The organism is Roseivirga seohaensis subsp. aquiponti, assembly GCF_001267955.1.
Lineage (GTDB): Bacteria > Bacteroidota > Bacteroidia > Cytophagales > Cyclobacteriaceae > Roseivirga > Roseivirga seohaensis.
The window spans coordinates 1-24651 of the sequence record NZ_JSVA01000033.1 but is presented as its reverse complement, the minus strand read 5'-3'; the positions used below and the strand labels follow the sequence as shown (position 1 = coordinate 24651).

The following is a 24651-nucleotide window of genomic DNA, read 5'->3' as shown; positions in this document are numbered from 1 at the left end:
GATCCCTGATCCCTGATCCCTGATTAACCGATCAACTGCTTCCTCAGTTTTACCAGTTCCTTATCCACCTTTACCAAACCTTTAAGTTGCTCTAGCTTTTCAATGGTCTTTTGAAGAAATTTCTGGTGTGCATCAGATTCGGGGTGAAATGCTTTGTGTTTCATGGCACTGCGTATTTCGCCCCAGTTTTTAATGAAGGCCTTCGTTTCTTTATCGAAGTAAACATCCATAAACTTCCCCCAAATGTATTCTTGTGCCAATTGATTAGGGTGCAACATATCCTTTTCATAAAAGCGATAATCCCTCAAATCGTCCATTAATAGCTCATAGGCAGGAAAATAGTCTACATCATCGGCATAAGTACTAATCTGATGACAAGCCAGCCTTAGAATGCTTTTGCTCACCATATTCAATTCTAGCGTATCTTTTACGTGCCGAATAGGACTGACCGTTAGAATGAATTTCAATTCAGGATTTTGCGTATGAAGCTGTTCTTTCAACAACATAAAAGCACTTGAAATTTCTTCGGAACTTAACAGTCTTTTATTGAATTGGCTTGCAGGAGTTTTATGGCAGTTGGCTACCAGCATTTGTGTCTTTTTTTCTTCATACACCCAAGCCGTACCCAAAGTAATGATAATGGTAGTTGGTTTCTTTAGCACTTTGGTAAGTCGGTTGCGTTGGCGGTTTATATGAGATTCTAGCTGCTCTTGAGATTTTCCATACAGCTCAGAATGCACCTTGTAGTTTAGGTGAATTCCATCTCGAACCAAATAACTATCTTCTGGTAATCGAGTTTCATCCAATGCCATTTCTATCAATTCAAAAATGGAAAGGGGATTAAAGATGATACCGAAGGGGTTATACTCAACCTTGAATTTATGTTGAGAGAGTTTCTTTCCAATATTGTCTGCAAAGCAGGAGCCAATCGAAATCAATGGATTTGATAACTGTATTTTGTGAGAAGAGGGTTTTGGGTTTAATTCGGTTCGGAACATGGCCAAAGATAACCAATGTAAGAATGGCTAAAAATAAAAAATGGAAGCCCGCTTTAGAGACTCCCATTTACTTGACTATGCACTCTTCTGACAGAAAGAGGTGTTGTTATAAGCTAGAAAGTGCTTTTACGATGGCTTGAGAATCGTCATCCACTTTAGTATCACTTCCAGATAATTTGAAAGCTACTTTTAAATTCATTCGGGCATTCACCAGTTTGCCTCGTTGTTTGCCAGGTATCCAATCAGGAGACAATTCGAGCATACGAACGGCTTCAGTATCGCAACCTCCGCCAATACCTCTAACTACCTGAATGTTCTCTAGTTTTCCTTCGGTAGTCACAACAAATGACACAAAAACATTTCCTTCAATCCCTTGGTTTTTAGCTTGTTCTGGATACTTAAGGTTGGTCAAAAGGTGCTTTCTGTAAGCATCTGCTCCACCTGGGAAGGTAGGCGGCTCTTCTACAATAAGAAATACATCATCTGAATTTTGTACACCAGCAACACCGGTGACTTGGCCGACTTCATCAATCGATTCAAGGCTGATGTCCTCATCGGAACATGAGAGTGCGGTGAATAGCAACGCAGCAAGTAATAATGTTGATTTTTTCATAGTAACTAAGTTTTATCCGAAGAAAACTATTTTAATAGTTAATAGCAAATAAATTTAGTTGTTTTTAACAGAAGTTATTGAAAAAGAAATTGATAGGGGATTAAGCCTTGTCTTCTCTACCGCCCAAGTGCTCGCATTCAATCAAGTTTTGCATACTAATAAAGTCTACTGGCACTTTTTCGTAATTGTAGATTTGTCGAAGAGTAGTGGTGTAATTATTATCGCCCATACTCATGTCAACATCTGTCATTTCCAATTGACAAGGATGTTCGTAGCCGCAAGCGTGTGTAATTTCTAAAATTTCTTTCCTTAACGTTTTGGCATAGTTGTAAAAGCGTTCCGATTTAAGGGTAGGGTCAATTCCTGCTTGTAGCCATTTATTTTGGGTAGCTACGCCTGCTGGGCAGGTATTGGTATGGCACGAGAGCGCCTGAATACAGCCAATAGAAAGCATGGCTTCTCTAGCAATGTTAATTAAATCTGCTCCCATACTGAAGGCCATTAATGCGCTGGATGGAAAACCTAATTTACCAGAAGCAATAAATACTACACGATCAGTAAGGTTTTTACGCTTAAACATTTGATACACCTGTGAAAAACCAAATACAAAAGGTAATGAAACGTGGTTAGCAAAGGCTGGAGGAGCAGCTCCTGTACCGCCTTCACCGCCATCAATCGAGATGAAATCAGGACCAATATTACGTTCTACCATCAGGTCTGTCAGTTCTTCCCACATGTCTAATTTTCCAACGGCAGACTTAAAACCAACAGGTAGGCCTGTGTTATTGGCAATGTCTTCTATAAAATCTAACAACTCAGGAATGGTGCTAAAGGCAGTATGGGTCGATGGCGAAATCACATCTTTTCCCATTGGTACGTGTCTGATTTCTGAAATTTCTTTGGTGATTTTGGATGCAGGTAAAACACCTCCTTTACCGGGCTTAGCACCCTGAGAAAGCTTTACTTCTATGGCCCTAATGTATTTGTAATCGTTTACCAATTTCACCATTTTATTCATATCGAAATTGCCTTCGGGGGTTCTTACCCCAAAGTAACCGGTGCCAAACTGGAAAACGATGTCAGCCCCATGCTGGTGATGATAAGATAAAGAGCCTTCACCAGTATTGTGATAACAGCCTGCCTTTTTTGCTCCTTTGTTCAACGATTCTATGGCCTTTGCCGATAAGGAGCCAAAACTCATGGCCGAAATATTAACGATGGATTTAGGTCGAAATGGCCTTTTTCTTTTGTTATAAAGCCCCATTACTTTGGCGCAAGGAATTAAGTCTACCTGAGTAACATTAGGGTGATTTGGTGCTGGTTTATAGGGCAACATGGTGGGGTTTATAAACACAAAACCCGGAGAGGCTTGGTCTTGATCTGTGCCAAATCCAGTATAGTTATTTTGCTTTTTTGAAGAGGCATACACCCACGTGCGCTGACTTCTGTTGAATGGAAGTTCTTCTCGGTTATTGGCTACTATGTACTGCCGTAGTTCTGGGCCAATTTTTTCGAGCATATACCGAATATGCCCAATGATAGGAAAGTTATGTGTAATGGTGTGTTTACGCTGAATAATATCTCTTAAGAAAAGGATGAATAAGAAAAACAAAACCCAGCCCCACCAAGGTACTGTAGCTAGAAATGATTGAATTGACTCCATAATCACAAATAAGTGTATTTTGGTCAAAGTAGTATTTCTTTACCAGCATTTAAATTTATTGATGGGTATTTTGTTGTTGGGATGTAGGTAAATTCTATTTCACCCAAAAAATAAAGTGAAGGGACTGGCTTAATATGGTCCAGTCCCTTGATTGATTATTAATAACTACGGATGATTCTGCCAGAGCCAGATACTTTAGAGTTGATTTGCGGATCGCCCTTGTAATAAACATCACCAGAACCTGAAATTTTGATGGTTAAGGTTTCTTCAGCCGTTACCTTAATATTTCCAGAACCCGAAAGGCTTGCGTCAACTACTTTTGCGTTTAGGCCATAAGAATTGATATCTCCCGAACCTGTAACCGAAGCGGTCAAATTATCGACCATACCGCAAAGGTTGATTTTTCCGGAGCCACTGATTTTCAGCTTCAAGTTGTCCAAATCCAGGCAGTTTTCACTTTCAATATCTCCTGAGCCAGTAAGTGTAATGTTTTGGAAATCGGGTGCCGAAATATAGACTTTCAACCTTCTGGCTCTTCTGATGTTGTGATTGCTTTTTATGATGAGTTCCCCATTACTTACATAAGTATCTACAATAGGTAGTAGGTTTTCATGAGTTTCAAGCCGAAGCGTTTGCTCATCGTCTTGCAATAAGTAAACATCCGCTTCAATTTGTAGCCTTACAGAATGGAAGTCTTCCATCACACGGGTTTCGTTAGTAATTGGTCCATTTCCTGTGATATCATCAAAAGAACAGCTAGAAAGAGCCAAAATGGCAAAGGGCATTAAGAGTAAATGTTGTTGTTTCATTTTTTTGAGTTTGTTGTTGTACCCTTATGACGGTTGATGTTTGCCTCACACGTATGGAGAAGAAATATTTTTTTAGTGATGTGAAAAGAAGAACAAGAAGATTGATTTAGCGGCAAATAATCTCCGAAATACTATCTTCGCGCAGTGAACTATCAACAGACGCTCGACTATTTGTTTTCCGCATTACCCATGTACCAAAGGGTAGGGAATGTGGCCTTTAAGAAAGATCTTACCAATACTTTAAAACTTTGCGAAGCGGTGAGTAACCCTCAGCATAAGTTTAAATCTATTCATGTAGCGGGCACCAATGGCAAGGGTAGTTCATCGCATATGTTGGCCTCTATTTTTCAATCGGCTGGTTATAAAGTGGGGCTCTATACAAGTCCGCATTTAAAGAGCTTTACAGAAAGAATAAGAATTAACGGCCAACCGATTCCTGAACAAAATGTGGTTGATTTTGTGGCAAGAATTCAACCTACCATTGACAAAATTCACCCTTCATTTTTTGAAATGACGGTGGCCATGGCTTTTGATTACTTTGCCGAAGAGCAAGTAGATATTGCCATTATTGAAGTAGGCTTAGGCGGAAGGTTAGACTCCACAAATATCATCACTCCTGAGCTTTCATTGATTACTAATATTGGCTTCGATCATATGGATATGCTCGGCAATACTTTGCAAGAAATTGCTTTTGAGAAGGCTGGAGTGATAAAACGAAATGTTCCTGTGGTTATAGGAGAGTCTCAAAATGAAACAACTCCTGTTTTTACCAAGAAGGCAAAAGAGATGAATTCGGAGTTGGTATTTGCAGATCAGGAGCCCTTGAATACGAGCGAATATTCACTTGACTTGCCCGGTACTTATCAGGCTAAAAATATCAAGGGCGTATTGGCCGCTGTTAATGTGTTAAGAAAGAAAGGCTGGGAAATTTCCGAAGTAGCCCTATCGCATGGACTCGCCAATGTGCGAACTCAAACAGGTCTGAAAGGCAGGTGGCAAATTCTTTCAGAAGCACCGCTCACCGTTTGCGACACGGGCCATAACAAAGAGGCCTTCGACTACATCATTCCACAAATAGAGTCTAGTTCTTTCGAAAAACTCTACATGGTTTTGGGCTTTGTTAATGATAAGAAGTTAGACACTTTGATTCCTCGCTTGCCAGCTCAAGCTGAATTTGTTTTCTGCGAAGCCAAAGTACCACGGGCCATGAAGTTGGAACGCATTGAAGAGTTGGTTTCACCTTTTGGTTTGAAAGCCGATTTTGTTCAGGATGTAAATGAAGCAATTGCTCTGGCCAAGTCAAAAGCCACAAAAAATGACATGATTTATATTGGAGGTAGTACCTTTGTGGTGGCCGAAATAGAAGCGTTATAAATGTCGAGACAGAAGCAGAAAAGGTTTGAAGAGTTAAAAGAACGTGAAAATGTTCTGGAAGATTACAAAGCACTCTACACTCAATTAAAAGGAAACTGGAACAAATTATACTTCAAGAATGACCATCCGATTACGGTCGAAATGGGTTGTGGCAGAGGTGAATACACTACGGGTTTAGCTAGGGTTTATCCCAATAGAAATTTTGTGGGCGTTGACGTAAAAGGCGACCGATTGTGGGTGGGCAGCACGCAAGCCATTGAAGAAAATCTTACCAATGTGGCTTTTCTGAGGGCTCAAATTCAGAGTATAGAGAGCTTTTTTGCCCCAAACGAAGTAGAAACCATCTGGATTACTTTTCCCGATCCTTTCAGAAGAGAAGGCGATGCAAAACGCAGACTGACTTCACCTAGATATCTTGAGTATTACAAATCATTACTCACCAAAAACGGTCAAGTGTTCTTTAAAACAGACAATACACCGCTTTTTGATTATACGTTGGAGCTGTTAAGCGAACGAAATGACATCATAGATTTAGAATATACTCGTAACCTGTATGATTCAGAATACATGGATGACCATTACGGCATAAAGACCAAGTTTGAAGAGAAATTCTATAACCTTGGTGAAAGTATTAAATACATGAAATTTAAATTCGACCATGAAAAATAGACCATTTATAGACAAAGGAATGCAATGGCTTGTACTGGTTTATGTATTGGCTTTCGGTATTTTAATGCTTCTGACCAACCATGGTGACTTTGTACTTTGGCTTAATGATAGGCATACTAGCTTTGGCGATTTCTTTTTTCAGTATTGGACCTACTTTGGTGATGGGGTTTTACTGGCCATTGTAGCCTTGTATTTTTTATTCAACAATCTGCACAAGTTCTATTATATGCTGATTGCCATTGCGCTCCAAACAGTCTTTGTTCATATTTTTAAACAGTGGCTTTTTGCTGGCGAACCAAGACCCAAAACTTTCTTTGCTGATCAGGCAGACAGCCTCAATTTTGTAGAAGGAGTTACCACCCGCGGTTTTGATAGTTTTCCTTCAGGTCATACCGCTTCAGCCTTTACTTTGGCTTTTGTGCTCATCAGTTTATGCAAGAATAAAACTTTAAATGTATTGATCTTTATATCGGCTGTATTGGTCGGAATATCAAGGGTTTATATCCTTCAACATTTCTTAAGAGATATCTACATTGGAAGTGTTTTTGGAATAATGGCTGCGCTTATCGCTTGGTACATTATGAAACCTTATGCGGATCAACCTAAGCTTCAAAATGGTTTATCGTTTAAAAAACCCTCCAAAAGTTGAGGTTGCTATTTTAGCAATGTAAATCACTTCATTTGAAATCGAAATAAGAACTTTTCGAGGGTTAATATTGATGTTAGTTATACTAATCCATTCCCCATTTCATCACCAAAGTGGTAGGGTTTTCGAACAAGTCTCTGGCTTTATCCTGAAACTCTAAACCGGGAATGGCTTCCAGTTCTTCTTGAAATTCGGTACGAGAAATCAAATAACCACTGGGCTGATTTCCCATAATTTGCTTGATGGTCTCCACATCATTGTACATTGGAATTTCGCGTTTAAGGGCAAAAACGAATGCAGGGTTAAGCCGTTTGAAAGCAATAATTGTTTTGCTCGTGTCCATTTCTGGTAAAGTCTGTCGAACAGGATTCTGCCCATCTACTTGCGGGAAAATTAAATGGAAGAAAAGCATTATCGTTACACACCAAACGCTAATGTTCATCCACAATACGTTTTCAATATTCTTTCTGGCAATACCCTGTTTCAAAATGAAAATTCCTACCACAGCAAGCGGAATGAAATAAAACGCAAGGTTCGTCAGCTCGTTTAAAGATTTGTCACCTTTTAGGCCGAAGTAAATGCCTACAGGAAAACCTATCAGCAGAATAGCATAGAAAAACAAGCCAATTCGATTTCCGAGTTTAGCAAACCACTGGTTATCGATTTTAGCTATGTAAGCCCCAATTAAAATGGCAATGAGGGGATAAGACGGAACCGTGTAGTTGGGCAGTTTGGTGCTGCTAATCGCGAAAAACACTACAATCACGGAAGCAGAGATTAGCACATACATCATTGCGCTGTCTTTCCTTTCCTTCCAAGCATTTTTGAACGATTGCACGGAAAAAGGTATAAAGGCCAACATGCCTAAACCAAACACAAAGGCCAAGGTTAGCAATGGACTGCCGCTATGGCCTTCCATTGAGTCGGAGAAACGAGAGAAATTATGTTTGAAGAAAAATTCTTGAGTCCAAGCGCCATCCGTTTGAATATGCACGGCATAAAACCAAGGCACAGAAATCAGTAATGCGAGTAACAAACCTCCAAAGGGTTGTAAGCGCCAAATCGTTTTCCATTTAAAATCTTTTTGGGTAAAAAGGAAGATGAGGGCCGCTAAGCCCGGTAGTCCTATCGCCACAGGGCCTTTGGTGAGTACACCACAGCCAATGGCCAAGTAGAAGGACAGCAACTGCCACTTGTTATTGGTTTTATAAGCTTCGTAAAACGAATAAAACGCCCATGTTAAAAAGAAGACCAAATAGGGGTCGGGCACGGACATATGGAATTGCAATGCCATATGAATGGACGAGATAAGCACCAATGCCGCGTTCAATCCAGTTTTTTCGCCAAAGTGTTTTCTGGCAAACAGAAAGGTAATCATGATGGTGAAAACGCCCATTAAGGAAGAAAAGAAGCGTGCTCCAAATTCGTTTACCCCAAAAATAGAATAGCCCGCAGCCATAAAATAATAATGAAGTGGTGGCTTGTCGGTACGGAGTTGGTAGTTGTAATACGGAATCACATAATCGCCACTTTCAAACATTTCTCTGGCTGCTTCTGCATTTTTGGCTTCATCCAATGCGTAAACATCCAGTCCGCTAATATTGGCATAGCATACCGCAACGGCTAAAACGAGGATCAGTAAAAGGGTTTTTTGTTTGCTCATGAACTGCCTGCAAAGCTAATTGATAATGGTCAAGAATGGGAATGAAATCTGAAAAGGAATATTCGATGGTAGAATTGGAGATGAAGTCGTTAGTTCGACATTTCTTTCTAAAATTGAAAAACTTATGCCCCATTAACAGAAATGCCACTCGGATAATCGATAGAACCTGATAACTTAGAAGCCGTTACAAGCCTGAATACTCATTAAAACCAAATGAAACACCTTTCTAAACTAATGCTTTTCTGCATTCTGCTTACTGCCTTTTCATCAGTAGGTAATGCGCAAGCGCCCAAAAAATTAGATGCCGCAGAAATAAAACAAGCCCTTAATAAACTGGAGGTACTGGGTTCGGTGCTTTACTTGGCGGCTCACCCCGATGACGAAAACACCCGCTTGATTGCTTACATGGCCAATGAAAAGAACATGCGGACGGCTTATTTAGCCATGACACGTGGAGATGGGGGACAAAACTTAATCGGTACTGAAATTCGTGAGTATTTAGGGATTATTAGAACCCAAGAGCTTTTGGCGGCCAGAAGAAAGGATGGTGGGGAGCAATTTTTCACCCGAGCAAATGATTTCGGTTTTTCGAAGGACCCCAATGAGACCTTGAATGTTTGGGATAAAGACGATGCTTTGGCCGATGTGGTTTGGAACATCAGACGCTTTCGTCCAGATATAATCATCACTCGTTTCGATACTACTTTGGTGCCGAGCGGAACCATGCACGGCCATCATACAGCTTCGGCCCGTTTGGCAATGCAAGCCTTTGATTTGGCCAACGATCCTACCAAATACCCTGAGCAGTTGAAGTATGTTCAGCCATGGCAACCTAAAACCCTCTATTGGAACGGTTATAATTTTGGTGGAAGAAATGATGGAGAAGAGTTTGACGGTACTCCGGGTTATTTCACTATAGATTTTGGAGCGTACAATCCACTTTTAGGGCTTTCTTATGACGAAATATCTTCTTTAGGCCGTAGCGAACATAAATCTCAGGGTTTTGGAAGCACAGGCCGCAGAGGCGAAAGCAAAGAAGTATTGATGTATTGGAAAGGGGAAAAGCCAAAGTCCGATATTTTTGAAGATATAAATACCACTTGGTCGAGAGTAAAAGGAGGAGCAGAAATTGGGGCTCTTTTGGAAAAAGCAAATAAGAATTATAGCCTCAGTAATCCTTCCATAATTATTGACGACTTAATGCAAGCCCGTGAAAAACTGGTGAAGCTTGAAAACGAGTATTGGAAAAAGGTTAAACTAGAAGAGCTTGATTTGGTAATTAAATCTGTTCTCGGCCTTTATTTGGAAGTAGTAGCAGACGAAGAAACCAAAGTAAGCGGAGAGAAGCTTAGAATTAGTGTCGAAGCCATTAACCGTTCTGATGTGAAGGTTGCACTCAATTCAATTGATTTTCCTGAACTCAATGAGAAAGCCACTATTACACAACCATTGGCCAACAATCAATCTTTTAGAAAGAACTTAGAATTTACCCTTCCGCAACTTACAAACTCACAGCCTTATTGGCTTCGCGAAGAAGGAACTGTAGGGATGTATAAAGTAGATGACCAAGCATTAATTGGGCTTGCTCAAAACCCAGACATTTTGAATGCTACGTTTAATTTGACAATTAACGGAAAGCCATATGCTTATGCTACATCTGTAGTCTATAAAGAGAATGATAGGGTAGACGGAGAAGTGTATAGGCCATTTGTAGTTACGCCACCAGTATTTGTGAATATTGCCGAAAGCGTTTTGGTATTTGCCGATAATTCTGCCAAAGAAGTAAATGTGGTGGTAAAAGCGGGTACCGATAATGTTTCAGGAAAAGTGAGTTTGGATTTGCCTTCGGGTTGGAAATCTAGTCCAGAAAATTTTGAATTCAACTTAAAAGGAAAGCAAGAAGAAGCGCGATTCAAGTTTCAGGTATTGCCTCCAACAACTCAGCAAGAAGGGGCGGTAACGGCAAAAGTCACTTACAATGGCAAGTCGTATCACCAAGGTTTGAAGGTGATTGATTACAAGCACATTCCTCGACAAACGATTTTCCCTGAAAGTACAGCCAAAGTGGTGCGCCTTAATTTGGAAAGAAAAGGACAGTACGTTGGCTACATTATGGGCTCAGGCGATGCTGTACCAGAAAGCTTAACGCAAATCGGTTATACTGTATCTATTCTTGATCCGAATACAATTACAGCAGAAAGCTTAGCTGCTTTTGATGCCGTAATTATTGGCGTGCGTGCTTATAATACTGTAGATAGAATGCCATTTATTCAACCTGATTTAATGGAATATGTAAAGCAAGGCGGTACCGTAATTGCCCAGTATAACACTAGCATGAGAGACCAGCCAGAGATTGGGCCTTATCCTTTTCAAATTTCAAGAGATAGAGTGACGGTTGAAGACGCTAAAGTGCGAATACTAGCACCCGACCATCCATTGATTAATGGGCCAAATAAAATTACCGAGAAAGATTTTGAAGGCTGGGTGCAAGAGCGAGGACTTTATTTCCCAAACCAATGGGACGATCGGTATACAGCCATTCTTTCTAGTAACGACCCAGGCGATAAACCAAATGATGGCGGTTTGATTGTAGGGCAGTATGGCGAAGGCTATTTTGTTTATACCGGTTATTCATGGTTTAGAGAATTACCCGCAGGTGTAGCTGGGGCTTACCGAATTTTTAGTAATATGATTTCGCTTGGTAACGAAACGCCTAAAAGCACCAAGCTAAACCGAATTGAAAACAAACGCTAATGAGTGCGCAAACAGAACAAGAACTGAGGGATGCTAAACCTCCATTTTTTAAGAAGTGGTCTGGAATGTACTGGTTACTAATGGGTACATTGGCTGTATTAGTTCTATTGTTTTACTGGTTTACAAAATCATACGAATGAGTTGGATCGACTGGGCAGTGCTTTTCGGCACACTGATTTCCATTGTAGTTTATGGGGTTTGGAAAACCCGAGGCAATAAGGATATTGATAGTTATTTACGTGGTGGAGACGATGTGAAATGGTGGGCCATTGGGCTTTCCATTATGGCAACTCAAGCCAGTGCCATCACTTTCCTTTCTACTCCTGGCCAAGCTTATACCGAGGGTATGGGGTTCGTACAGTTCTATTTTGGTCTTCCAGTGGCCATGATTATCATTTCGGTGTTCTTTTTGCCGATCTATTATCGAGCGAAAGTCTATACAGCCTATGAGTATTTAGAATCTCGATTTGATTTAAAAACACGTATGTTGGCTGCGTTTATCTTCTTAATTCAGAGAGGCTTAGCGGCAGGTATTACAATCTATGCTCCATCTATTATTTTAAGCTCATTGCTGGGCTGGCCTTTACAAGCCACAACCATCGTTATTGGTATTTTGGTTATTATTTATACCGTGTCTGGAGGAACTGCTGCGGTAACTCAAACTCAAAAACAGCAAATGGCTGTAATGATGGGGGGAATGATCATCGCAGGTATATTAGTCATCTATTCTTTGCCTTCTGGTGTTGGGTTTAACGATGCCCTAAATGTTGCTGGTAAAATGGATAAACTGAATGTAATTACTTTCGACTTTAACCTTGAAGATCGCTATAATATTTGGTCAGGATTGACAGGAGCTGTGTTTTTGTTTATGTCCTATTTTGGTACAGATCAATCTCAGGTACAACGTTATTTATCTGGAAAAACCCTTTCTGAGAGCCGTTTAGGGCTTATGATGAATGGATTACTAAAAGTGCCAATGCAGTTTATCATTTTGTTGATTGGCGTTTTGGTCTTTGTTTATTACCAATACAATCAGCCGCCAGTATTCTTTAACGATAACCTTACCGAGCAGGTAATGAGTACCGAATACGCTGATGATTTTAGAAGTTTAGAAGCTGATTATTTTGAAATATTCAATTCCAAGCGAGAAACTGTATTTCAACTTAATGATGCCATTGATGCAGGTGATGAAGCGGTAATAACTGATGTTCAAGCAGAACTCAATACGTTACAGCGGAACTCTGATGAAGTACGGGCCGAAGCCAAAGCATTGCTTTCCACTGCATTACCAGGAGCCGAAACCAACGACAAGGATTATATTTTTATGACGTATGTAATGGACGTACTTCCTAAGGGTATCATAGGCTTGTTATTTGCCGTAATCTTCTCTGCAGCCATGTCTTCCACCAGTTCGGAGTTAAACGCCCTAGGTTCTACTACTACAATTGACTTCTATAAAAGAAGAATTAAACAAGGCCAAACAGATACGCATTATCTCAAATCCTCAAAATTGTTCACACTTTCATGGGGCATAATTGCTATCATTTTCGCGTCCACACTCTCACTGTTTGAAAACCTAATTCAAGCAGTGAATTTGATTGGTTCTTTATTCTACCCAACTGTTTTGGGTATTTTCGTAGTAGCTTTCTTCTTTAAAAATATTAGAAGCAATGCGGTATTTATGGGTGCAATACTAAGTCAAGCCTTGATTATATTGGTACACTACTTAAATGTTATAGGTGAAGCTGGAGCTTTCACTATGGGCTTTTTATGGTACAATGCCCTGGGTTGTATTTTGGTGGTTTTATTCAGTTATTTTTTCAATTTAGTTAAGCCTGAGAAGCCATCGGTAGCGTAAGTTCACGACATTCTTCCTGAACTTTTTTATGCTTTCTTTTATCGATAAGATCGAGTGCTTCGTCAGAGTCCAAAAGCTGTTGGCAAAGCACAATGTCTTCTTTTAAAAGCAATTGCTTTTCCGCCTTTGTAAGCGAAACCAAGCAACTAATAGGGTAAAGGCCTGAGATTTCAATTCGATCCTTTAGGCTTCCTTTAGAAGGGTAATTCCATGCCATAATTCTAAGGCCGCTGCATTCTGCATATTGTATAGCATCTGAGGTGAAATTGGTATTGTCGACCATCCACCCTGTAAATTTCTTATTTGGGAATTTAGGTTGGTAATTGGCAATAAGGTCATTCATTCTAGAATGCACGTACAATGCAATTTTTACATCTGATTTATAACCTGGGTTGCTGTGGTACTTACATTCCATAAAGTGTATTTCAGTGTCATTTTCGGCCCTCACATCCACTTCGTGTGTTACACATTTTCCCTTTAATGTAATTCCTGATTCTACTTTATAGCCTTGATATTCAAATAAATGAGCAATAAAAGCTTCGAACGGATAACCAGAAGGCCCTAACTCAAGAATTGCTTTTTTAAGTTTATATCGGCCAGCCAAGGCATTAGAAGACTTTCTGAGAATGCTATAAGCCCTTTTATAAATTTCCTTGGTAGAAATTCCTTCAAATAAACAACTGAGTACTTCTTTGGTGATTTTTTCAATAAGCTCTGGGCTTGCTCCAGATTTGAATAGTGAGTTTTCTAGTTTCTCAATTTCAAATGGAACCAGATCGCCAGAGTATTTCTTAACAAGGATAGTATTCATTCAGTTAATGCTACGTATTGAAAACAAAACTTATGTAATTTGAAGCTGTGTACGCCATAGTCGATATAGAAACCACGGGCAGTTCTGCCAATTACGGAAAAATCACCGAAGTAGCCATTCTAATTCATGATGGAAAGCGTGTGGTAGACGAATATCAAACGCTTTTGAATCCTGAGCGGGTAATTCCAATGAATATTACTGCGCTAACGGGCATTTCGAATGAGATGGTAAGAGATGAACCTCGATTCTTTGAAGTGGCCAAAGAAATTTACCAAATGTTGGAGGGAAATATCTTTGTAGCGCACAATGTCAATTTTGATTATTCATTCCTTAAAAATGAATTCCAACAACTTGGTGGCACTTTAAACTTAAAAAAACTCTGTACGGTTCGGCTTTCTCGTAAGGTATTTCCAGGGTTGAAATCCTATAGTTTAGGCAATCTCTGCGATCATTTTGGTATAGCAAACCATGCACGCCATAGGGCAATGGGTGATGCTAGAGCAACTGTTGAATTGCTTGATTTGATTATTCAGAATGATGAAAATCACATTGCTAACTTCTTAAAGAAAGATTCTCAAGAAGGCTTTTTGCCACCTCATTTACCTAAAGCTACTTTCGATGCTTTGCCAGAGTTTACTGGCGTATATTACTTTCACGATGCCCACGGTGAGATCATTTATGTAGGAAAGGCCAACAACATTAAGAAGCGTGTTAAAGGCCATTTTTCGAATACCGATGTAGTGTACAAACAAGGATTGAAGGATAAGCTCTACGATATATCATATGAAGAATGTGGAGATGAAATGATCGCTTTTTTATTTGAGTCTTCAGAAATCAAAAAGCATTTTCCGATTTACAACAAGGCCCAAAAATTCTCCAATGCTAAATACGGCCTCTATCATTATCAAGATGGAAAGGGCTTCGATCGATTGTCAATTGGAAAGAAAATGAAAGGCACCTTGCCTTTAATAGGTTTTACTTCTTTCGATCGCGCTCGTGATTATTTGATTGAACTGGTAAAGAAGTTTGAACTCGATCCTGAATTGTGCAGTCTGCCTGCATCTATGATGATGTATTTTGGCTATACAATTAAAACAGGCGGAGAAGGAGCGACAGAGCAGCGCGAAAGATTCAAAAAAGCCATTCAGAGTATTAAAGAAAACTCTCAGTCGTTTTGTTTGCTGGGGCAGGGAAGAACCCTCACTGAAAAGTCTGTAGTATTGGTTGAAAACGGAAAGTATTTGGGCTTTGGCTTTTTTGAAAACGATATGGCTTTTGATAGTATCGAGGATGTAAAGGCTATTATTACCAGGTACCCCGATACGCCCGATATCCAACGTATTATAAATCAGTATTATACAAAACGAAAAGTGATTCAATTTACTACTCAAGTTCAAGAGCCTAATTATGGTCTTTTTGCTTAAGACTATTAATACGAACTATTCGTTATTCATTTCATAAGATTCCATCACTCAATATCCCTTGTTTTGGGTATGGAAAAAAACTTTTAACAATTTACCTTGAGCAAGGTTAAACCGTTAAAATAATTGTTTCATCAATTGAAAGGATTACGAAACAAATTGATGAGATAATCGCTTAAATAAGTATAGAATTCTCAAACTATAATACGATGAAAAAGACTAAAGAAATTCGAGGTAAAATATTGAAATACGCTGAAGGTAAACTACATGAATCTCAGGAGAAATCTGGGCGTATTATTAAGTATGTTAATGATGTGAGTACTGTGGGTAAAGAGCTATTTTATTCTAGTGTGCTAATGGCCGGCCACAAGTACTTAAAAGTGGAGCAAGAAGGACAAGCATAGCCTAAGAAATCCTTACTTCTTACGTAAGATTTTAGAATCCTTTTTATGGATTTCGATTCCCGATATGGGAATTTTTTTTAGCAAAAATTACTTAAAATCTATTTTTGGCGATCTGGTAGGGCATTTGCGTACGTTAGTGTAATAAACACAAGCGCTGTGAAAGGTAGAATGAATATGGAAGGATTAATGGTTTGTCCGTTTACAAAAAAGTCGTTAAGACTAATGACGGAAAAGGAGCTTATTTCATTAAATACTCAAATTAAACATGGCGATTTATTCTTCTACCCTGGAGCACCTGTAAATATTGAAGTAAAGGCAGCTTTGGTTACCTCTCATCTAACTCATATTTACCCCATAATTGATAACATAAGTTATTTACAACGTAGAACAGCTATTGTTTCAAAAAACAGAACGGCCAATCATCTTAAAAGAGTACCTCAAGAAGAAATTGATCAATTTTATAGAGACTATGGGTTTGGCGAAGGCAATGCGATTGAAAAGCCTACCAAAGAGCTTAAGAGTAACCCAATAAGTCAGGAAAAAGTAACTCAGTTAGCACGACTACTTCCTAAAGGAGGAGAGTACTTTATGAGTGTGGTAACCCACGATGTTGATTCTATTCACAACCTAACTTATGGACGTTCATTCAAATACTATTTTCATATGGACTTTTCATTGTCAAGGTTGATGGCAATAAAAGACGAACTACCAGGAGAAACCATTTTAGTGTTGGGCGATGTAGATCACTTGCCTTTTGATAATAATTCTGTAGACGCCTTATTCTCATTTGATTACATCAATAACTATGATAAGGAAGTTCAAGAAATGGCATACGAGGAATTGAAAAGGTGCCTAAAACCTGATGGCGTTTCAATCATGCTTTATGATAATTCAAAACCCATGCATGCAAGCAACCAACTTAAATCTGATCAGCGATCAAAAAGAGCTTTGGGCGTAATTGCTCCGTGGAAAAAGATAAAACTTCCTAACATCTTCTTTTATCCCATCCATAAAGAAGGAGATGCCCCACAAAGTATGGGTTTCTTTAGCCAAAGTATCGCCTGGTAGACCTTTTGTGTAATTCTTGTCAATCCAGTCAAACTATTTTTACGTTTATCAAGTTGGGAAGAAAAAAAAGATAGTGATATGAAAACTAAGGTACTACTGATTAGCGGATTAATGATCTTACTTGTAGCAAGTGTTATGACGGTCAGGGGCGAGGAAGACGAACTGTCTGGAGTGGCTTTTGAACAAGAAAAACCAAAATACGAGATTCAGTTAACAGAGAAGGAGTGGAGAGAAAGATTAACACCCTTGCAATATGCGGTATTAAGAGAACAAGCTACTGAAACCATGTTTTCTGGCAAATACAATAAGTTTTATGAAAAAGGAACGTATTACTCTGCAGCTAGTTTACAGCCCATTTTTAGCTCAGAAACCAAATATGATTCAAAATCAGGCTGGCCAAGTTTTTGGAAACCAATTTCTGATGATGCCATTAAATTGGTGAAAGACACAAGCGAAGGAATGGTGCGCTGGGAAGTTGTAGATAGCAAAAGTGGATCTCATTTAGGCCATGTATTCGAAGACGGCCCTGCGCCAACAGGTTTGCGCTATTGCTTAAATTCAGCAGCTTTAATCTTTGTTCCAGAAGGCGGAACGCCTCCAAAGTTTAAAAAAGACAATAAGTAGTTTACCAACCGCAAATAATTATTTAACATTGGCCTGTTTAACACAGGCCTTTTTATTTATATCATGAAAGAACCACAATCACTCAACTCAGTTGCTGAATTTCACAAAACATTCAAACACCCAATTCTAGAAACTCCTCAAATTCCGTCTGCCGATAGGTGCAAGCTTAGGGTATCGCTTATTGCAGAAGAGCTGAAAGAACTAGAAGAAGCCATTCAAGCAAACGATTTAGTTGAGGTAGCCGATGCCTTGTGTGATATTCAGTATGTATTGTCAGGTGCTATTCTTGAGTTTGGTTTAGGTAACAGTTTCAAAACCTTGTTTGACGAAGTACAGCGCTCAAACATGAGTAAAACCTGCAAAACAATGGAGGAAGCTGAAGCTACACAAAAGCACTATATGGACAAAGATGGAACGGAAAGCTATATTGAGGAGTCGGACGGACATTTTTTGGTGTATAGAACTGCGGATAACAAAACTTTAAAATCAGTGAATTACTCTCCAGCCGACCTTAAGAGTATTTTGAACGACACTATTTAAAAACATATCGCTTGTAGATGGCGTTAGGGCTGTAAATAAAATAAAAATACAAATGCACATAGCGTATACATTAATAACAAGCCTGCTTCTCAATTTTGGAGTTTCTTCATGCTCAAATGTGAACTCAACAGAGTTAGTTAATTTGGAAGCAGAAGTTCAAAAAGGGAATGAAATTGCCACTTTTGCGGGGGGCTGCTTTTGGTGTACCGAAGCCGTATTTGAACGCGTAAATGGCGTTAAAAATGTGGTTTCGGGTTACACAGGAGGAAAAGAGAATAACCCCACTTATGAAGACGTAAGTTACGGCAGGTCAACCCATGCCGAAGCTATTCAAATTTATTACGATCCTAAGGTGATTTCGTATCAAGAACTTTTAGAGGTCTTCTTCTATACACACGATCCAACCCAAGTAAATCGTCAAGGTCCAGATGTAGGAACACAGTACCGTACAGAGGTTTTTTATCATGATGAGAACCAGAAGAAACTAGCTACCGATTATATTTCAAAGTTGAATCAGACAGGAAAGTACAATAAACCGATTGCTACAAAAGTGACTGAGTACACTAAATTTTGGCTGGCCGAAGATTACCATCAGAACTATTACGAGTTGAACCCAGGTAACCCTTATATTATCAATATAGCTGTACCTAAGGTGAATAAACTAAAAGAACATTTCCCTAATTTGATAAAGAAGAAATACGCTTCTGAGAAATAAGAGTTTGGTCTTAAATCTTTAATAATATTCAATAGCACTTCTTTACAGGAGTGCTATTTTTCTAATATGCTTCTAAACTCAGCTAAGGCGGCATGACTGCCAATTACTGTCATAATATCGCCCACCAATAGATGAGTGTTTCCGTGAGGGATAAAGACTTCTCCAGCTCGCTTTTGAATGACTAATGAACCAGCAGGAGGAAAAGGTACTTCCTTTACCAGTTTTCTATTAATATCACTACGGCTAATTGTTATCTCCTCAAGACGGTAATCTCCAAAACTTTCTGAAAGTGAAGAAACTGAATCTGGGCTGGCAATCATATTTTCAATGTGGTTGGCCAAAACTACATCATGATCGATAAACTTAATTTCTCCTTGAGGGTCAATCAAATCATGTGTAGCCGATTGCTTTCTAGTAATAATTTTACTGTGTTTTAATTCATTTTTGATGTATCGGGTCAGCTCCTGATTCAAGTTGTTTGATTCTGTAAGAACAATCACAAGATCGGCTGACCTCAATTTTAATCCGTCTACAACACTAGCGCTTAGATTTTGAATGAATTTATAGTTCAAACTCTTTTTATCGAAATCTGGCAATATTTCCTTCTTCTGGATTAGGGTTATGAAGGACATATCGTGCATTTTAAGCCTTTCGGCCAAGAATAAACTTGCCCTGCTTCCTCCAAAAACATAAATATTGTGGTGCTCTTCTTTTCCATTATTAAAGATCTTGTAGATGGAAGGCGAGATTAGACTTACTAAAATGGCCGTGGTTACAATTCCAGCATTATCGGCAGAACTAATTACATTTAAAGAAAGCCCGATTTGGGCAGCGGCAATGGTCAACCCCATTCTAGCAGTAAGTAATACACCTCCGGCTAAAGCCTTTTTCAACCCAAACACTTTAATCATGATTAAGGCTGGAATAAGCTGAGTAACAAAAAAACCTACAATTAAGGTGAGAATAAAGGGGATGGATTCTTGAAACTGAGTAAGTGCCGACAAATCTAAGTTCACCCCAACCATAATAAAGAAGATGGGAATAAAGAAGCCATAGCTCATTCCATCCAACTTAAATAGCAATGCCGAACGCTCTTTGCTTACAAACAGGCTTAACAGGGTACCTGCAAAAAAAGCACCCATGGCCAATTCTGTTCCGATTAAATGGGCAATTACCACAAAGAATAATAGTAAGGCCACAGCACCACGTACTCTAATTTGACTGGCTGCATGTTCCAGTCTATAGAGCAATTGCTGAAAACTGCGCACTTTCATTAAACGCTTACCAAGCCAGTATACAACGATGAATACAATGAAAATAATGGCAAAAAGGAGAAGTTCTACCTGAAACCCTTTTTTCAGTACGCCTGAATAAATGCTAATCAGTATGATGCTCATTACCGTGGCAATGGCACCTTCCATCAGTAGAATTTGCCCAAACTTGCGCTTCAATTCTCCTTCTGCTTTTAAAATAGGTACAGTAATGCTGAGGGCTACGGTTGGTAATAAGAACATGTAGAATACGATGTCCACCTCCATAAATTGGTTCATCAGCCATGCAAAAGGCAACGAAAGCAAAAGCGAACCAAAATAGATGAAAAGGGCTACCAAAAGTGAGTTACTTACTAAATCTACAAACTTGATTCGGCCACGGGGGAAAGATGAAATAATTTTGTTGACATCAATTTCCATTCCTGCCAAGAAGATTAGGAATAGAAAGCCAGTTTGTGCCAAGAAGCTTGTAATGGCAGTTTCTTCAACCCAGCCCAATACGAAAGGGCCTACCATTACGCCCATTACGATTTCGACAATTACAGAAGGTACTTTTGAGATTTCTAACCTGGAGAGTACTAAGGGTACTACCCAGGCAATAGACAGAATGATAAAAATTGGCCAGTATTCGAGGTTGTTCATCAAGGTTGTGAAAGTTCGTAATTTCCCTAAAATAGGTAAAAATGAACTGTGGCACGACTATAAACTTCAAAGAATGCCCGAGCCCAGCGTATTTAAGGCTATGAAAAGTAGAAATCGAAAATTGAAGAAATAAAGCTCAAATTACTATTTGCTAAACCTAAAGTACTTGAATTCAACTTCTTCTGCTTCTCCTTCATCGCTGATGACCACATACATATGAATTTCATTGTTCGAAATTCGCTTAATTGTAAACCCATCAAAATAAACGGCATTCTTTTCCACTTTTACCAAAGGGAACTCTTCTCGTTCATTTTTCTCTTCCCAGCCTGTGAGGTCACTATTGAAATGTTTTAAGCGAAATGATAGGCTACCGTTTTCTTCTACCAACTGGCAGATTTCGTAAAAACTGGTTTTGCCTTCTGAAACAAGTTTGAAGGAACCCATCATAGAATCGCCCAAAGGAGGAGACCAAATTTCTTCGGTAATGCCTCCAAACGCTTCGCCACGCCAATGACCACTCAGCCAAGCGATATCGGCTAAAGTTGCTTTCGGAGATTTATTATCGCCAAGTTTTAAGGTGTTTTGACCAAAGCTGCTAAAATAGATAAAAACGAATAGGAGAGATAGACTTAGCTTTTTCATGTTTTATTGAATTGACGAACCACAATGCAAATAGGGGACAACGGCTTTTAAATTTCCGTAATCCTTACCTTTTTATTCTTCAGTTTAGTGTTATTCAGGGTCTTAATCAAACGTTTGGCTTCTATTGCCGCTACGGCAACAAAAGCGCAATCGTTTTTAATTTCAATCATGCCCAACTGATCTTTCTGCAATTGGCCTTGTTTGAAAAACAGTCCAGCAATATCGCCTTTGGAAATCTTATCCTTTCTTCCACCCGAAATAAACAGGGTTTTCATCAAAGGCTTAGGTGCCGAAATTCCTTCCAATACATCGCGAACCCTACCGCTTTTGGGCTTAAGTTCGGAAATGAAATCAGGCAGTTCTTCTTTTTCCCATTGTAGCACATAGGCTGTTCCTTCTGAGTTCATTCTGGCGGTTCTACCGTTTCTGTGGGTGAATTCTGGTCCAGAATTAGGCAAATGATAATGGATAATGAATTTTAATTCTGGAATATCAATTCCTCTGGCAGCCAAATCTGTTGCCAATAGCAATTGGTATGTGCCATTTCGGAACTGAATAAGCGCTCTTTCGCGGTCTACTTGTTCCATTCCACCATAGAACACACCATGGTTAATTTCATGATCGAAAAGGTATTGGCTAATTCGTTCGATGGAATCTTTAAAGTTGCAGAACACAATGCCGGGCTGGTCGCCAAGTCGATTGAGGGTATCAACGAGCGTTTCCAGCTTGTCTCTATCGGGAGAAAGCACTAGTTGGATTTCAAGCGATGAGTCGCCTTTATCTATAAAATCGAGAATTTGAGGCGACTTGAGTTTTACAAAGCCCGGTATTTCGGTTTCGTTGGTGGCCGAAGTCAAAATCTTCTTTTGCACATGGCTAAGCAAAGCGATGATCTCCATCATTTCTAGTTCAAAACCCACTTCTAAAGACTTATCGAATTCATCTAACACCAAAGTTTGTATGTCTTTTACAGGGAAAGCGTCACGCCTTAAATGGTCTGCTACACGGCCAGGAGTACCAACAAGGATTGCAGGTCTGTGCTTCAATTCCATTCTGTCTTTTGATGCTGGGCGCCCGCCATACACGGCATTGGCTTTAAAGCCCGTTCCCATCTCTCTAATCACCTGTTCGATCTGAATGGCCAATTCTCTTGAGGGCACCAAGATTAAAGCTTGTACTTCAGCGCAGTTCACATCTAATGATTGAATAATAGGAAGCAAAAAGGCCAAGGTTTTTCCTGTGCCCGTAGGGGAAAGTAAGACTACGTTTGAATGCTGGTGAATAGCTTCTTGGGCCGCTTCTTGCATTGGGTTGAGTTTTTCTATTCGAAGCTTGGCGAGGATTTCCTCTTGGTTTTTATGGGCAGTTTGCATGGTGCAAAACTACTTGTATTTAAGGTATAAATAGAAAAGTGATACGCTTTTGCGCTTTTATATTTTCATAAATTGCCGAAATGAAAAAAGAATGTCCTTCATGCGCCATGGAAATAGATGCAGCAGCAAAAGTTTGCCCTATCTGCGCTTATGAATTTCCTAGGCAGTCAAAGGCTTTAAGCTGGGTAGCTATCCTTTTAATTGTGGCCTTGTTGTTATGGTTGGTGTTGTAGATTAACTGGCTTCCTTTACTTTTTCTTGGTCTTTTTTTGTTAAGAACTGCTCTAACAGAATTAAACCTGTACCAATCATTACCGATACATCGGCAGCATTAAAAATGCCTGTTCTAAAAACGCCACCTAAATCTATGTGCACCATATCGGTTACAGAACCATAAAGAATGCGGTCATATAAATTGCCAATTCCACCACCAACAATAAATGATAGACCTACAATCGCCAATTTGGTGAGGTCTTTTTTTATGAGAAGGAAGACAAAAAGGCCTACCATCACCAAACCTGGTAATCCAAGTAATAGAATGTTTTTGAAAATAGGAGACAAGTCGGAGCCCATGCCTAAGAAAGCGCCAGAGTTTTCAACTTTGGTAAGAATAAGGGTATCACCGATCACTTCAATGCGCTCGTTATATTCAATTTGCTCGCGTGCCATTTCTTTGGTGACTTGATCGCAGCCTATATTAACGATGATAATGGCGAGAATAGCGATGATACGATTAACGTTTGACTTCATGGGATTCTTTTCAGGCTGCTAAACTAATCAATAGCTTATAAAATGAAGGCTGGTATTGGTGAAAATTATTGATTTGAGGGATTTTGTTATTAAGTGCACCGTAGCCTTATGGCTCACGGCTGTCTACTCGATTGTGCGTTCGTTATTTATTCTTTTTACTAATGCTGTTCCTAAATATTCTTTCAATTTAGGAAATTTCCTTCTGTAATATTCATTCCAATAACTTATCATCCGACTTTCCGTCTGTTGCCAATACTTAGGATTCTCTGTTGTAAATGAGTAATAATCATTTATTGTCTTTTTATTTATGTGTTCGTCTAAGACTTCTAAAATCTCAAATACATATTCTCCTATCAACTGAATTGTAAACGGGATTATCCATTTTTCATCCTTGGCGATTAAATTATTTAGTCTTCGCTCTCGTAGATATCCATTGTGATTTCTCAGAAATATACAATTCAGTATGATTTTTTGTCTATCAGTTAAGTCAGTTTCAGATTCAATGTCTGGTTCGTCAAAGTATACTCTGTAAGGAATTATCAGCTGTTCCCCATTCAATTTAATCGTCAATTCAGTCGGATGAATTAGATTATCAACATTATAAACCTGACCATTAGAAAGCTTCACGTCATTCTTTTCGAGCGGCAATATTTTAATAACAGATTCTACGTCCAATTTGAGTTCTGTCGGAAAGGATTTCAGAATCCTATCCTTATATTCTTTGGTTTTATTTTTTGTCAACCAACTCAGCATTAGTTCTTAAGTTAATTTCCAGTCGTCAGTTTTATCACCTCACATCCAACCCGAATTACTCTTCCATCTTCAAAAAACATAATTATATCATCATTCATTTTCGGTTTAAACTGTGGAATAATCCCATCATTAATTTCTCTGGAGTCGGCTGGGAAAAAAGTGATTTCTCCAAGTCGTTCGGTGTCTTCCTTTAAAGCTTCACTGTCTCCATCTTCATAATATTCATAAGAGACATTCTTAAATTCGAACTTTAGGCTTTTGAATTCGTCATTTTTCACCCAATCGCCTGTCGTTCTTTTAAAGTCCACTGTAATGTTTTTTCCATTTTTTGAAAGTCCGATAAAGTCAAAGTTATTATGAAGGTCAATATGAGTTCCGTTTAGTTGAACTGCATAGTTTTCTTCAATTTCAAAATTTGTTTTCATTCGGTTTTCTTAAATGACGCACAACGGTCAAGTATAAGCGTAGTGCGGGATTTCGGAGCAATTCATTGTCAGCCCACCGCAAAGTTTATTAGGAACCGAAATGCTCATTTTTAGCCATTCAGCCCGCATTACGCTTATACAATGTGTGTGCCTTGAATGGTGAAT

The 24651-nt window shown here is 39.1% G+C and carries 24 protein-coding genes; 12 read left to right on the top strand and 12 right to left on the bottom strand.

What is annotated here, in order from left to right; translation table 11 throughout:
• Positions 1–23 precede the first annotated feature (23 nt).
• From OB69_RS17790 to OB69_RS17775, 4 genes are all read right to left on the bottom strand, one after another.
• Positions 24–998 (bottom strand): GSCFA domain-containing protein, encoded by a 975-nt coding sequence (locus tag OB69_RS17790; RefSeq protein ID WP_053225108.1) that lies wholly within the window; start codon positions 996–998, stop codon positions 24–26.
• A 106-nt stretch (positions 999–1104) separates the two neighbouring features.
• The gene (locus tag OB69_RS17785) at positions 1105–1611 is read right to left on the bottom strand and encodes an energy transducer TonB (RefSeq protein WP_053225107.1); all 507 of its coding nucleotides are present in this window, start codon (positions 1609–1611) and stop codon (positions 1105–1107) included.
• A gap of 100 nt (positions 1612–1711) precedes the next feature.
• Positions 1712–3274: an FMN-binding glutamate synthase family protein gene (locus tag OB69_RS17780; protein WP_053225106.1), complete on the bottom strand. Its 1563-nt coding sequence runs from the start codon at positions 3272–3274 to the stop codon at positions 1712–1714.
• Between the two features lie 158 nt (positions 3275–3432).
• Complete coding sequence (locus OB69_RS17775) at positions 3433–4083, bottom strand: head GIN domain-containing protein (RefSeq protein WP_082338237.1); 651 nt, start codon at positions 4081–4083, stop codon at positions 3433–3435.
• Positions 4084–4227: 144 nt separating this feature from the next.
• On the opposite strand from OB69_RS17775, the gene OB69_RS17770 reads away from it, so the two are divergent.
• The 3 genes from OB69_RS17770 to OB69_RS17760 are packed head-to-tail and all read left to right on the top strand — an operon-like array spanning position 4228 to position 6775.
• Entirely contained in the window at positions 4228–5457 is a 1230-nt protein-coding gene (locus tag OB69_RS17770; protein WP_053225104.1) for a bifunctional folylpolyglutamate synthase/dihydrofolate synthase, read from the top strand.
• Positions 5458–6126, top strand: a complete 669-nt coding sequence (gene trmB / locus OB69_RS17765; protein ID WP_053225103.1) for a tRNA (guanosine(46)-N7)-methyltransferase TrmB — start codon at positions 5458–5460, stop codon at positions 6124–6126.
• On the top strand, positions 6116–6775 hold the full coding sequence (locus OB69_RS17760; RefSeq protein ID WP_053225102.1) for a phosphatase PAP2 family protein: 660 nt from the start codon (positions 6116–6118) through the stop codon (positions 6773–6775). Before trmB ends, OB69_RS17760 begins: the two co-directional genes overlap by 11 nt.
• Before the next feature lie 82 nt (positions 6776–6857).
• Here the strand turns inward: OB69_RS17760 and OB69_RS17755 are convergent, their stop codons facing one another.
• Positions 6858–8435, bottom strand: coding sequence for an ArnT family glycosyltransferase (locus tag OB69_RS17755; protein ID WP_053225101.1), 1578 nt, complete (start codon positions 8433–8435; stop codon positions 6858–6860).
• 213 nt (positions 8436–8648) lie between these two features.
• On the opposite strand from OB69_RS17755, the gene OB69_RS17750 reads away from it, so the two are divergent.
• Together OB69_RS17750 and OB69_RS17745 are read left to right on the top strand one after the other, a co-directional pair.
• Positions 8649–11189 (top strand): PIG-L family deacetylase, encoded by a 2541-nt coding sequence (locus tag OB69_RS17750; RefSeq protein WP_053225100.1) that lies wholly within the window; start codon positions 8649–8651, stop codon positions 11187–11189.
• Positions 11190–11325: 136 nt separating this feature from the next.
• The gene (locus OB69_RS17745) at positions 11326–13047 is read left to right on the top strand and encodes a sodium:solute symporter (RefSeq protein ID WP_053225099.1); all 1722 of its coding nucleotides are present in this window, start codon (positions 11326–11328) and stop codon (positions 13045–13047) included.
• Here the strand turns inward: OB69_RS17745 and OB69_RS17740 are convergent.
• Positions 13019–13858 carry an ATP cone domain-containing protein gene (locus OB69_RS17740; protein WP_053225098.1) on the bottom strand — a complete coding sequence of 280 codons (840 nt, stop codon included), beginning with the start codon at positions 13856–13858 and terminating at the stop codon, positions 13019–13021. The two genes, OB69_RS17745 and OB69_RS17740, sit on opposite strands and share 29 nt — an antisense overlap.
• Positions 13859–13905: 47 nt before the next feature.
• Between OB69_RS17740 and OB69_RS17735 the strand changes: the two genes are divergently transcribed.
• The 6 genes from OB69_RS17735 (at position 13906) to msrA (ending at position 18630) form a co-directional block, all read left to right on the top strand.
• A complete protein-coding gene (locus OB69_RS17735) occupies positions 13906–15282 on the top strand; it encodes an exonuclease domain-containing protein (protein ID WP_053225097.1) in 1377 nt (458 codons plus the stop codon).
• A 206-nt stretch (positions 15283–15488) separates the two neighbouring features.
• Positions 15489–15683 carry a hypothetical protein gene (locus tag OB69_RS17730; protein ID WP_053225096.1) on the top strand — a complete coding sequence of 65 codons (195 nt, stop codon included), beginning with the start codon at positions 15489–15491 and terminating at the stop codon, positions 15681–15683.
• Between the two features lie 156 nt (positions 15684–15839).
• Positions 15840–16751 carry a class I SAM-dependent methyltransferase gene (locus OB69_RS17725; protein WP_082338234.1) on the top strand — a complete coding sequence of 304 codons (912 nt, stop codon included), beginning with the start codon at positions 15840–15842 and terminating at the stop codon, positions 16749–16751.
• Between the two features lie 78 nt (positions 16752–16829).
• The gene (gene msrB / locus OB69_RS17720; protein WP_071387129.1) at positions 16830–17375 is read left to right on the top strand and encodes a peptide-methionine (R)-S-oxide reductase MsrB; all 546 of its coding nucleotides are present in this window, start codon (positions 16830–16832) and stop codon (positions 17373–17375) included.
• Positions 17376–17438: 63 nt separating this feature from the next.
• Entirely contained in the window at positions 17439–17915 is a 477-nt protein-coding gene (locus tag OB69_RS17715) for a pyrophosphohydrolase domain-containing protein (protein WP_053225094.1), read from the top strand.
• A gap of 52 nt (positions 17916–17967) precedes the next feature.
• Positions 17968–18630 carry a peptide-methionine (S)-S-oxide reductase MsrA gene (gene msrA / locus OB69_RS17710; RefSeq protein ID WP_071426819.1) on the top strand — a complete coding sequence of 221 codons (663 nt, stop codon included), beginning with the start codon at positions 17968–17970 and terminating at the stop codon, positions 18628–18630.
• A 53-nt stretch (positions 18631–18683) separates the two neighbouring features.
• Here msrA and OB69_RS17705 read toward each other — a convergent pair whose 3' ends face one another.
• The 3 genes from OB69_RS17705 to OB69_RS17695 form a co-directional block, all read right to left on the bottom strand.
• The gene (locus tag OB69_RS17705) at positions 18684–20543 is read right to left on the bottom strand and encodes a cation:proton antiporter domain-containing protein (RefSeq protein WP_053225093.1); all 1860 of its coding nucleotides are present in this window, start codon (positions 20541–20543) and stop codon (positions 18684–18686) included.
• A 144-nt stretch (positions 20544–20687) separates the two neighbouring features.
• The gene (locus OB69_RS17700; protein ID WP_053225092.1) at positions 20688–21185 is read right to left on the bottom strand and encodes a DUF6265 family protein; all 498 of its coding nucleotides are present in this window, start codon (positions 21183–21185) and stop codon (positions 20688–20690) included.
• Between the two features lie 47 nt (positions 21186–21232).
• Positions 21233–22558, bottom strand: coding sequence for a DEAD/DEAH box helicase (locus OB69_RS17695; protein ID WP_053225091.1), 1326 nt, complete (start codon positions 22556–22558; stop codon positions 21233–21235).
• 80 nt (positions 22559–22638) lie between these two features.
• On the opposite strand from OB69_RS17695, the gene OB69_RS19005 reads away from it, so the two are divergent.
• Positions 22639–22791: a zinc ribbon domain-containing protein gene (locus tag OB69_RS19005; RefSeq protein ID WP_141655448.1), complete on the top strand. Its 153-nt coding sequence runs from the start codon at positions 22639–22641 to the stop codon at positions 22789–22791.
• 1 nt (position 22792) lies between these two features.
• Here OB69_RS19005 and lspA read toward each other — a convergent pair whose 3' ends face one another.
• From lspA to OB69_RS17680, 3 genes are all read right to left on the bottom strand, one after another.
• A complete protein-coding gene (gene lspA, locus OB69_RS17690; RefSeq protein ID WP_053225090.1) occupies positions 22793–23308 on the bottom strand; it encodes a signal peptidase II in 516 nt (171 codons plus the stop codon).
• Between the two features lie 123 nt (positions 23309–23431).
• Positions 23432–24061 (bottom strand): hypothetical protein, encoded by a 630-nt coding sequence (locus OB69_RS17685; RefSeq protein ID WP_053225089.1) that lies wholly within the window; start codon positions 24059–24061, stop codon positions 23432–23434.
• 11 nt (positions 24062–24072) lie between these two features.
• On the bottom strand, positions 24073–24486 hold the full coding sequence (locus tag OB69_RS17680) for a hypothetical protein (RefSeq protein WP_053225088.1): 414 nt from the start codon (positions 24484–24486) through the stop codon (positions 24073–24075).
• Positions 24487–24651: the final 165 nt, after the last annotated feature.

What these genes read in the sequence shown, in the direction of transcription:
- OB69_RS17790 (WP_053225108.1), bottom strand. Translation starts at nt 998, where the DNA reads ATGTTCCGAACCGAATTAAACCCAAAACCCTCTTCTCACAAAATACAG.
- OB69_RS17785 (WP_053225107.1), bottom strand. Translation starts at nt 1,611, where the DNA reads ATGAAAAAATCAACATTATTACTTGCTGCGTTGCTATTCACCGCACTC.
- OB69_RS17780 (WP_053225106.1), bottom strand. Translation starts at nt 3,274, where the DNA reads ATGGAGTCAATTCAATCATTTCTAGCTACAGTACCTTGGTGGGGCTGG.
- OB69_RS17775 (WP_082338237.1), bottom strand. Translation starts at nt 4,083, where the DNA reads ATGAAACAACAACATTTACTCTTAATGCCCTTTGCCATTTTGGCTCTT.
- trmB (WP_053225103.1), top strand. Translation starts at nt 5,458, where the DNA reads ATGTCGAGACAGAAGCAGAAAAGGTTTGAAGAGTTAAAAGAACGTGAA.
- OB69_RS17760 (WP_053225102.1), top strand. Translation starts at nt 6,116, where the DNA reads ATGAAAAATAGACCATTTATAGACAAAGGAATGCAATGGCTTGTACTG.
- OB69_RS17755 (WP_053225101.1), bottom strand. Translation starts at nt 8,435, where the DNA reads ATGAGCAAACAAAAAACCCTTTTACTGATCCTCGTTTTAGCCGTTGCG.
- OB69_RS17750 (WP_053225100.1), top strand. Translation starts at nt 8,649, where the DNA reads ATGAAACACCTTTCTAAACTAATGCTTTTCTGCATTCTGCTTACTGCC.
- OB69_RS17745 (WP_053225099.1), top strand. Translation starts at nt 11,326, where the DNA reads ATGAGTTGGATCGACTGGGCAGTGCTTTTCGGCACACTGATTTCCATT.
- OB69_RS17740 (WP_053225098.1), bottom strand. Translation starts at nt 13,858, where the DNA reads ATGAATACTATCCTTGTTAAGAAATACTCTGGCGATCTGGTTCCATTT.
- OB69_RS17730 (WP_053225096.1), top strand. Translation starts at nt 15,489, where the DNA reads ATGAAAAAGACTAAAGAAATTCGAGGTAAAATATTGAAATACGCTGAA.
- msrB (WP_071387129.1), top strand. Translation starts at nt 16,830, where the DNA reads ATGAAAACTAAGGTACTACTGATTAGCGGATTAATGATCTTACTTGTA.
- OB69_RS17715 (WP_053225094.1), top strand. Translation starts at nt 17,439, where the DNA reads ATGAAAGAACCACAATCACTCAACTCAGTTGCTGAATTTCACAAAACA.
- msrA (WP_071426819.1), top strand. Translation starts at nt 17,968, where the DNA reads ATGCACATAGCGTATACATTAATAACAAGCCTGCTTCTCAATTTTGGA.
- OB69_RS17705 (WP_053225093.1), bottom strand. Translation starts at nt 20,543, where the DNA reads ATGAACAACCTCGAATACTGGCCAATTTTTATCATTCTGTCTATTGCC.
- OB69_RS17700 (WP_053225092.1), bottom strand. Translation starts at nt 21,185, where the DNA reads ATGAAAAAGCTAAGTCTATCTCTCCTATTCGTTTTTATCTATTTTAGC.
- OB69_RS17695 (WP_053225091.1), bottom strand. Translation starts at nt 22,558, where the DNA reads ATGCAAACTGCCCATAAAAACCAAGAGGAAATCCTCGCCAAGCTTCGA.
- OB69_RS19005 (WP_141655448.1), top strand. Translation starts at nt 22,639, where the DNA reads ATGAAAAAAGAATGTCCTTCATGCGCCATGGAAATAGATGCAGCAGCA.
- lspA (WP_053225090.1), bottom strand. Translation starts at nt 23,308, where the DNA reads ATGAAGTCAAACGTTAATCGTATCATCGCTATTCTCGCCATTATCATC.
- OB69_RS17685 (WP_053225089.1), bottom strand. Translation starts at nt 24,061, where the DNA reads ATGCTGAGTTGGTTGACAAAAAATAAAACCAAAGAATATAAGGATAGG.
- OB69_RS17680 (WP_053225088.1), bottom strand. Translation starts at nt 24,486, where the DNA reads ATGAAAACAAATTTTGAAATTGAAGAAAACTATGCAGTTCAACTAAAC.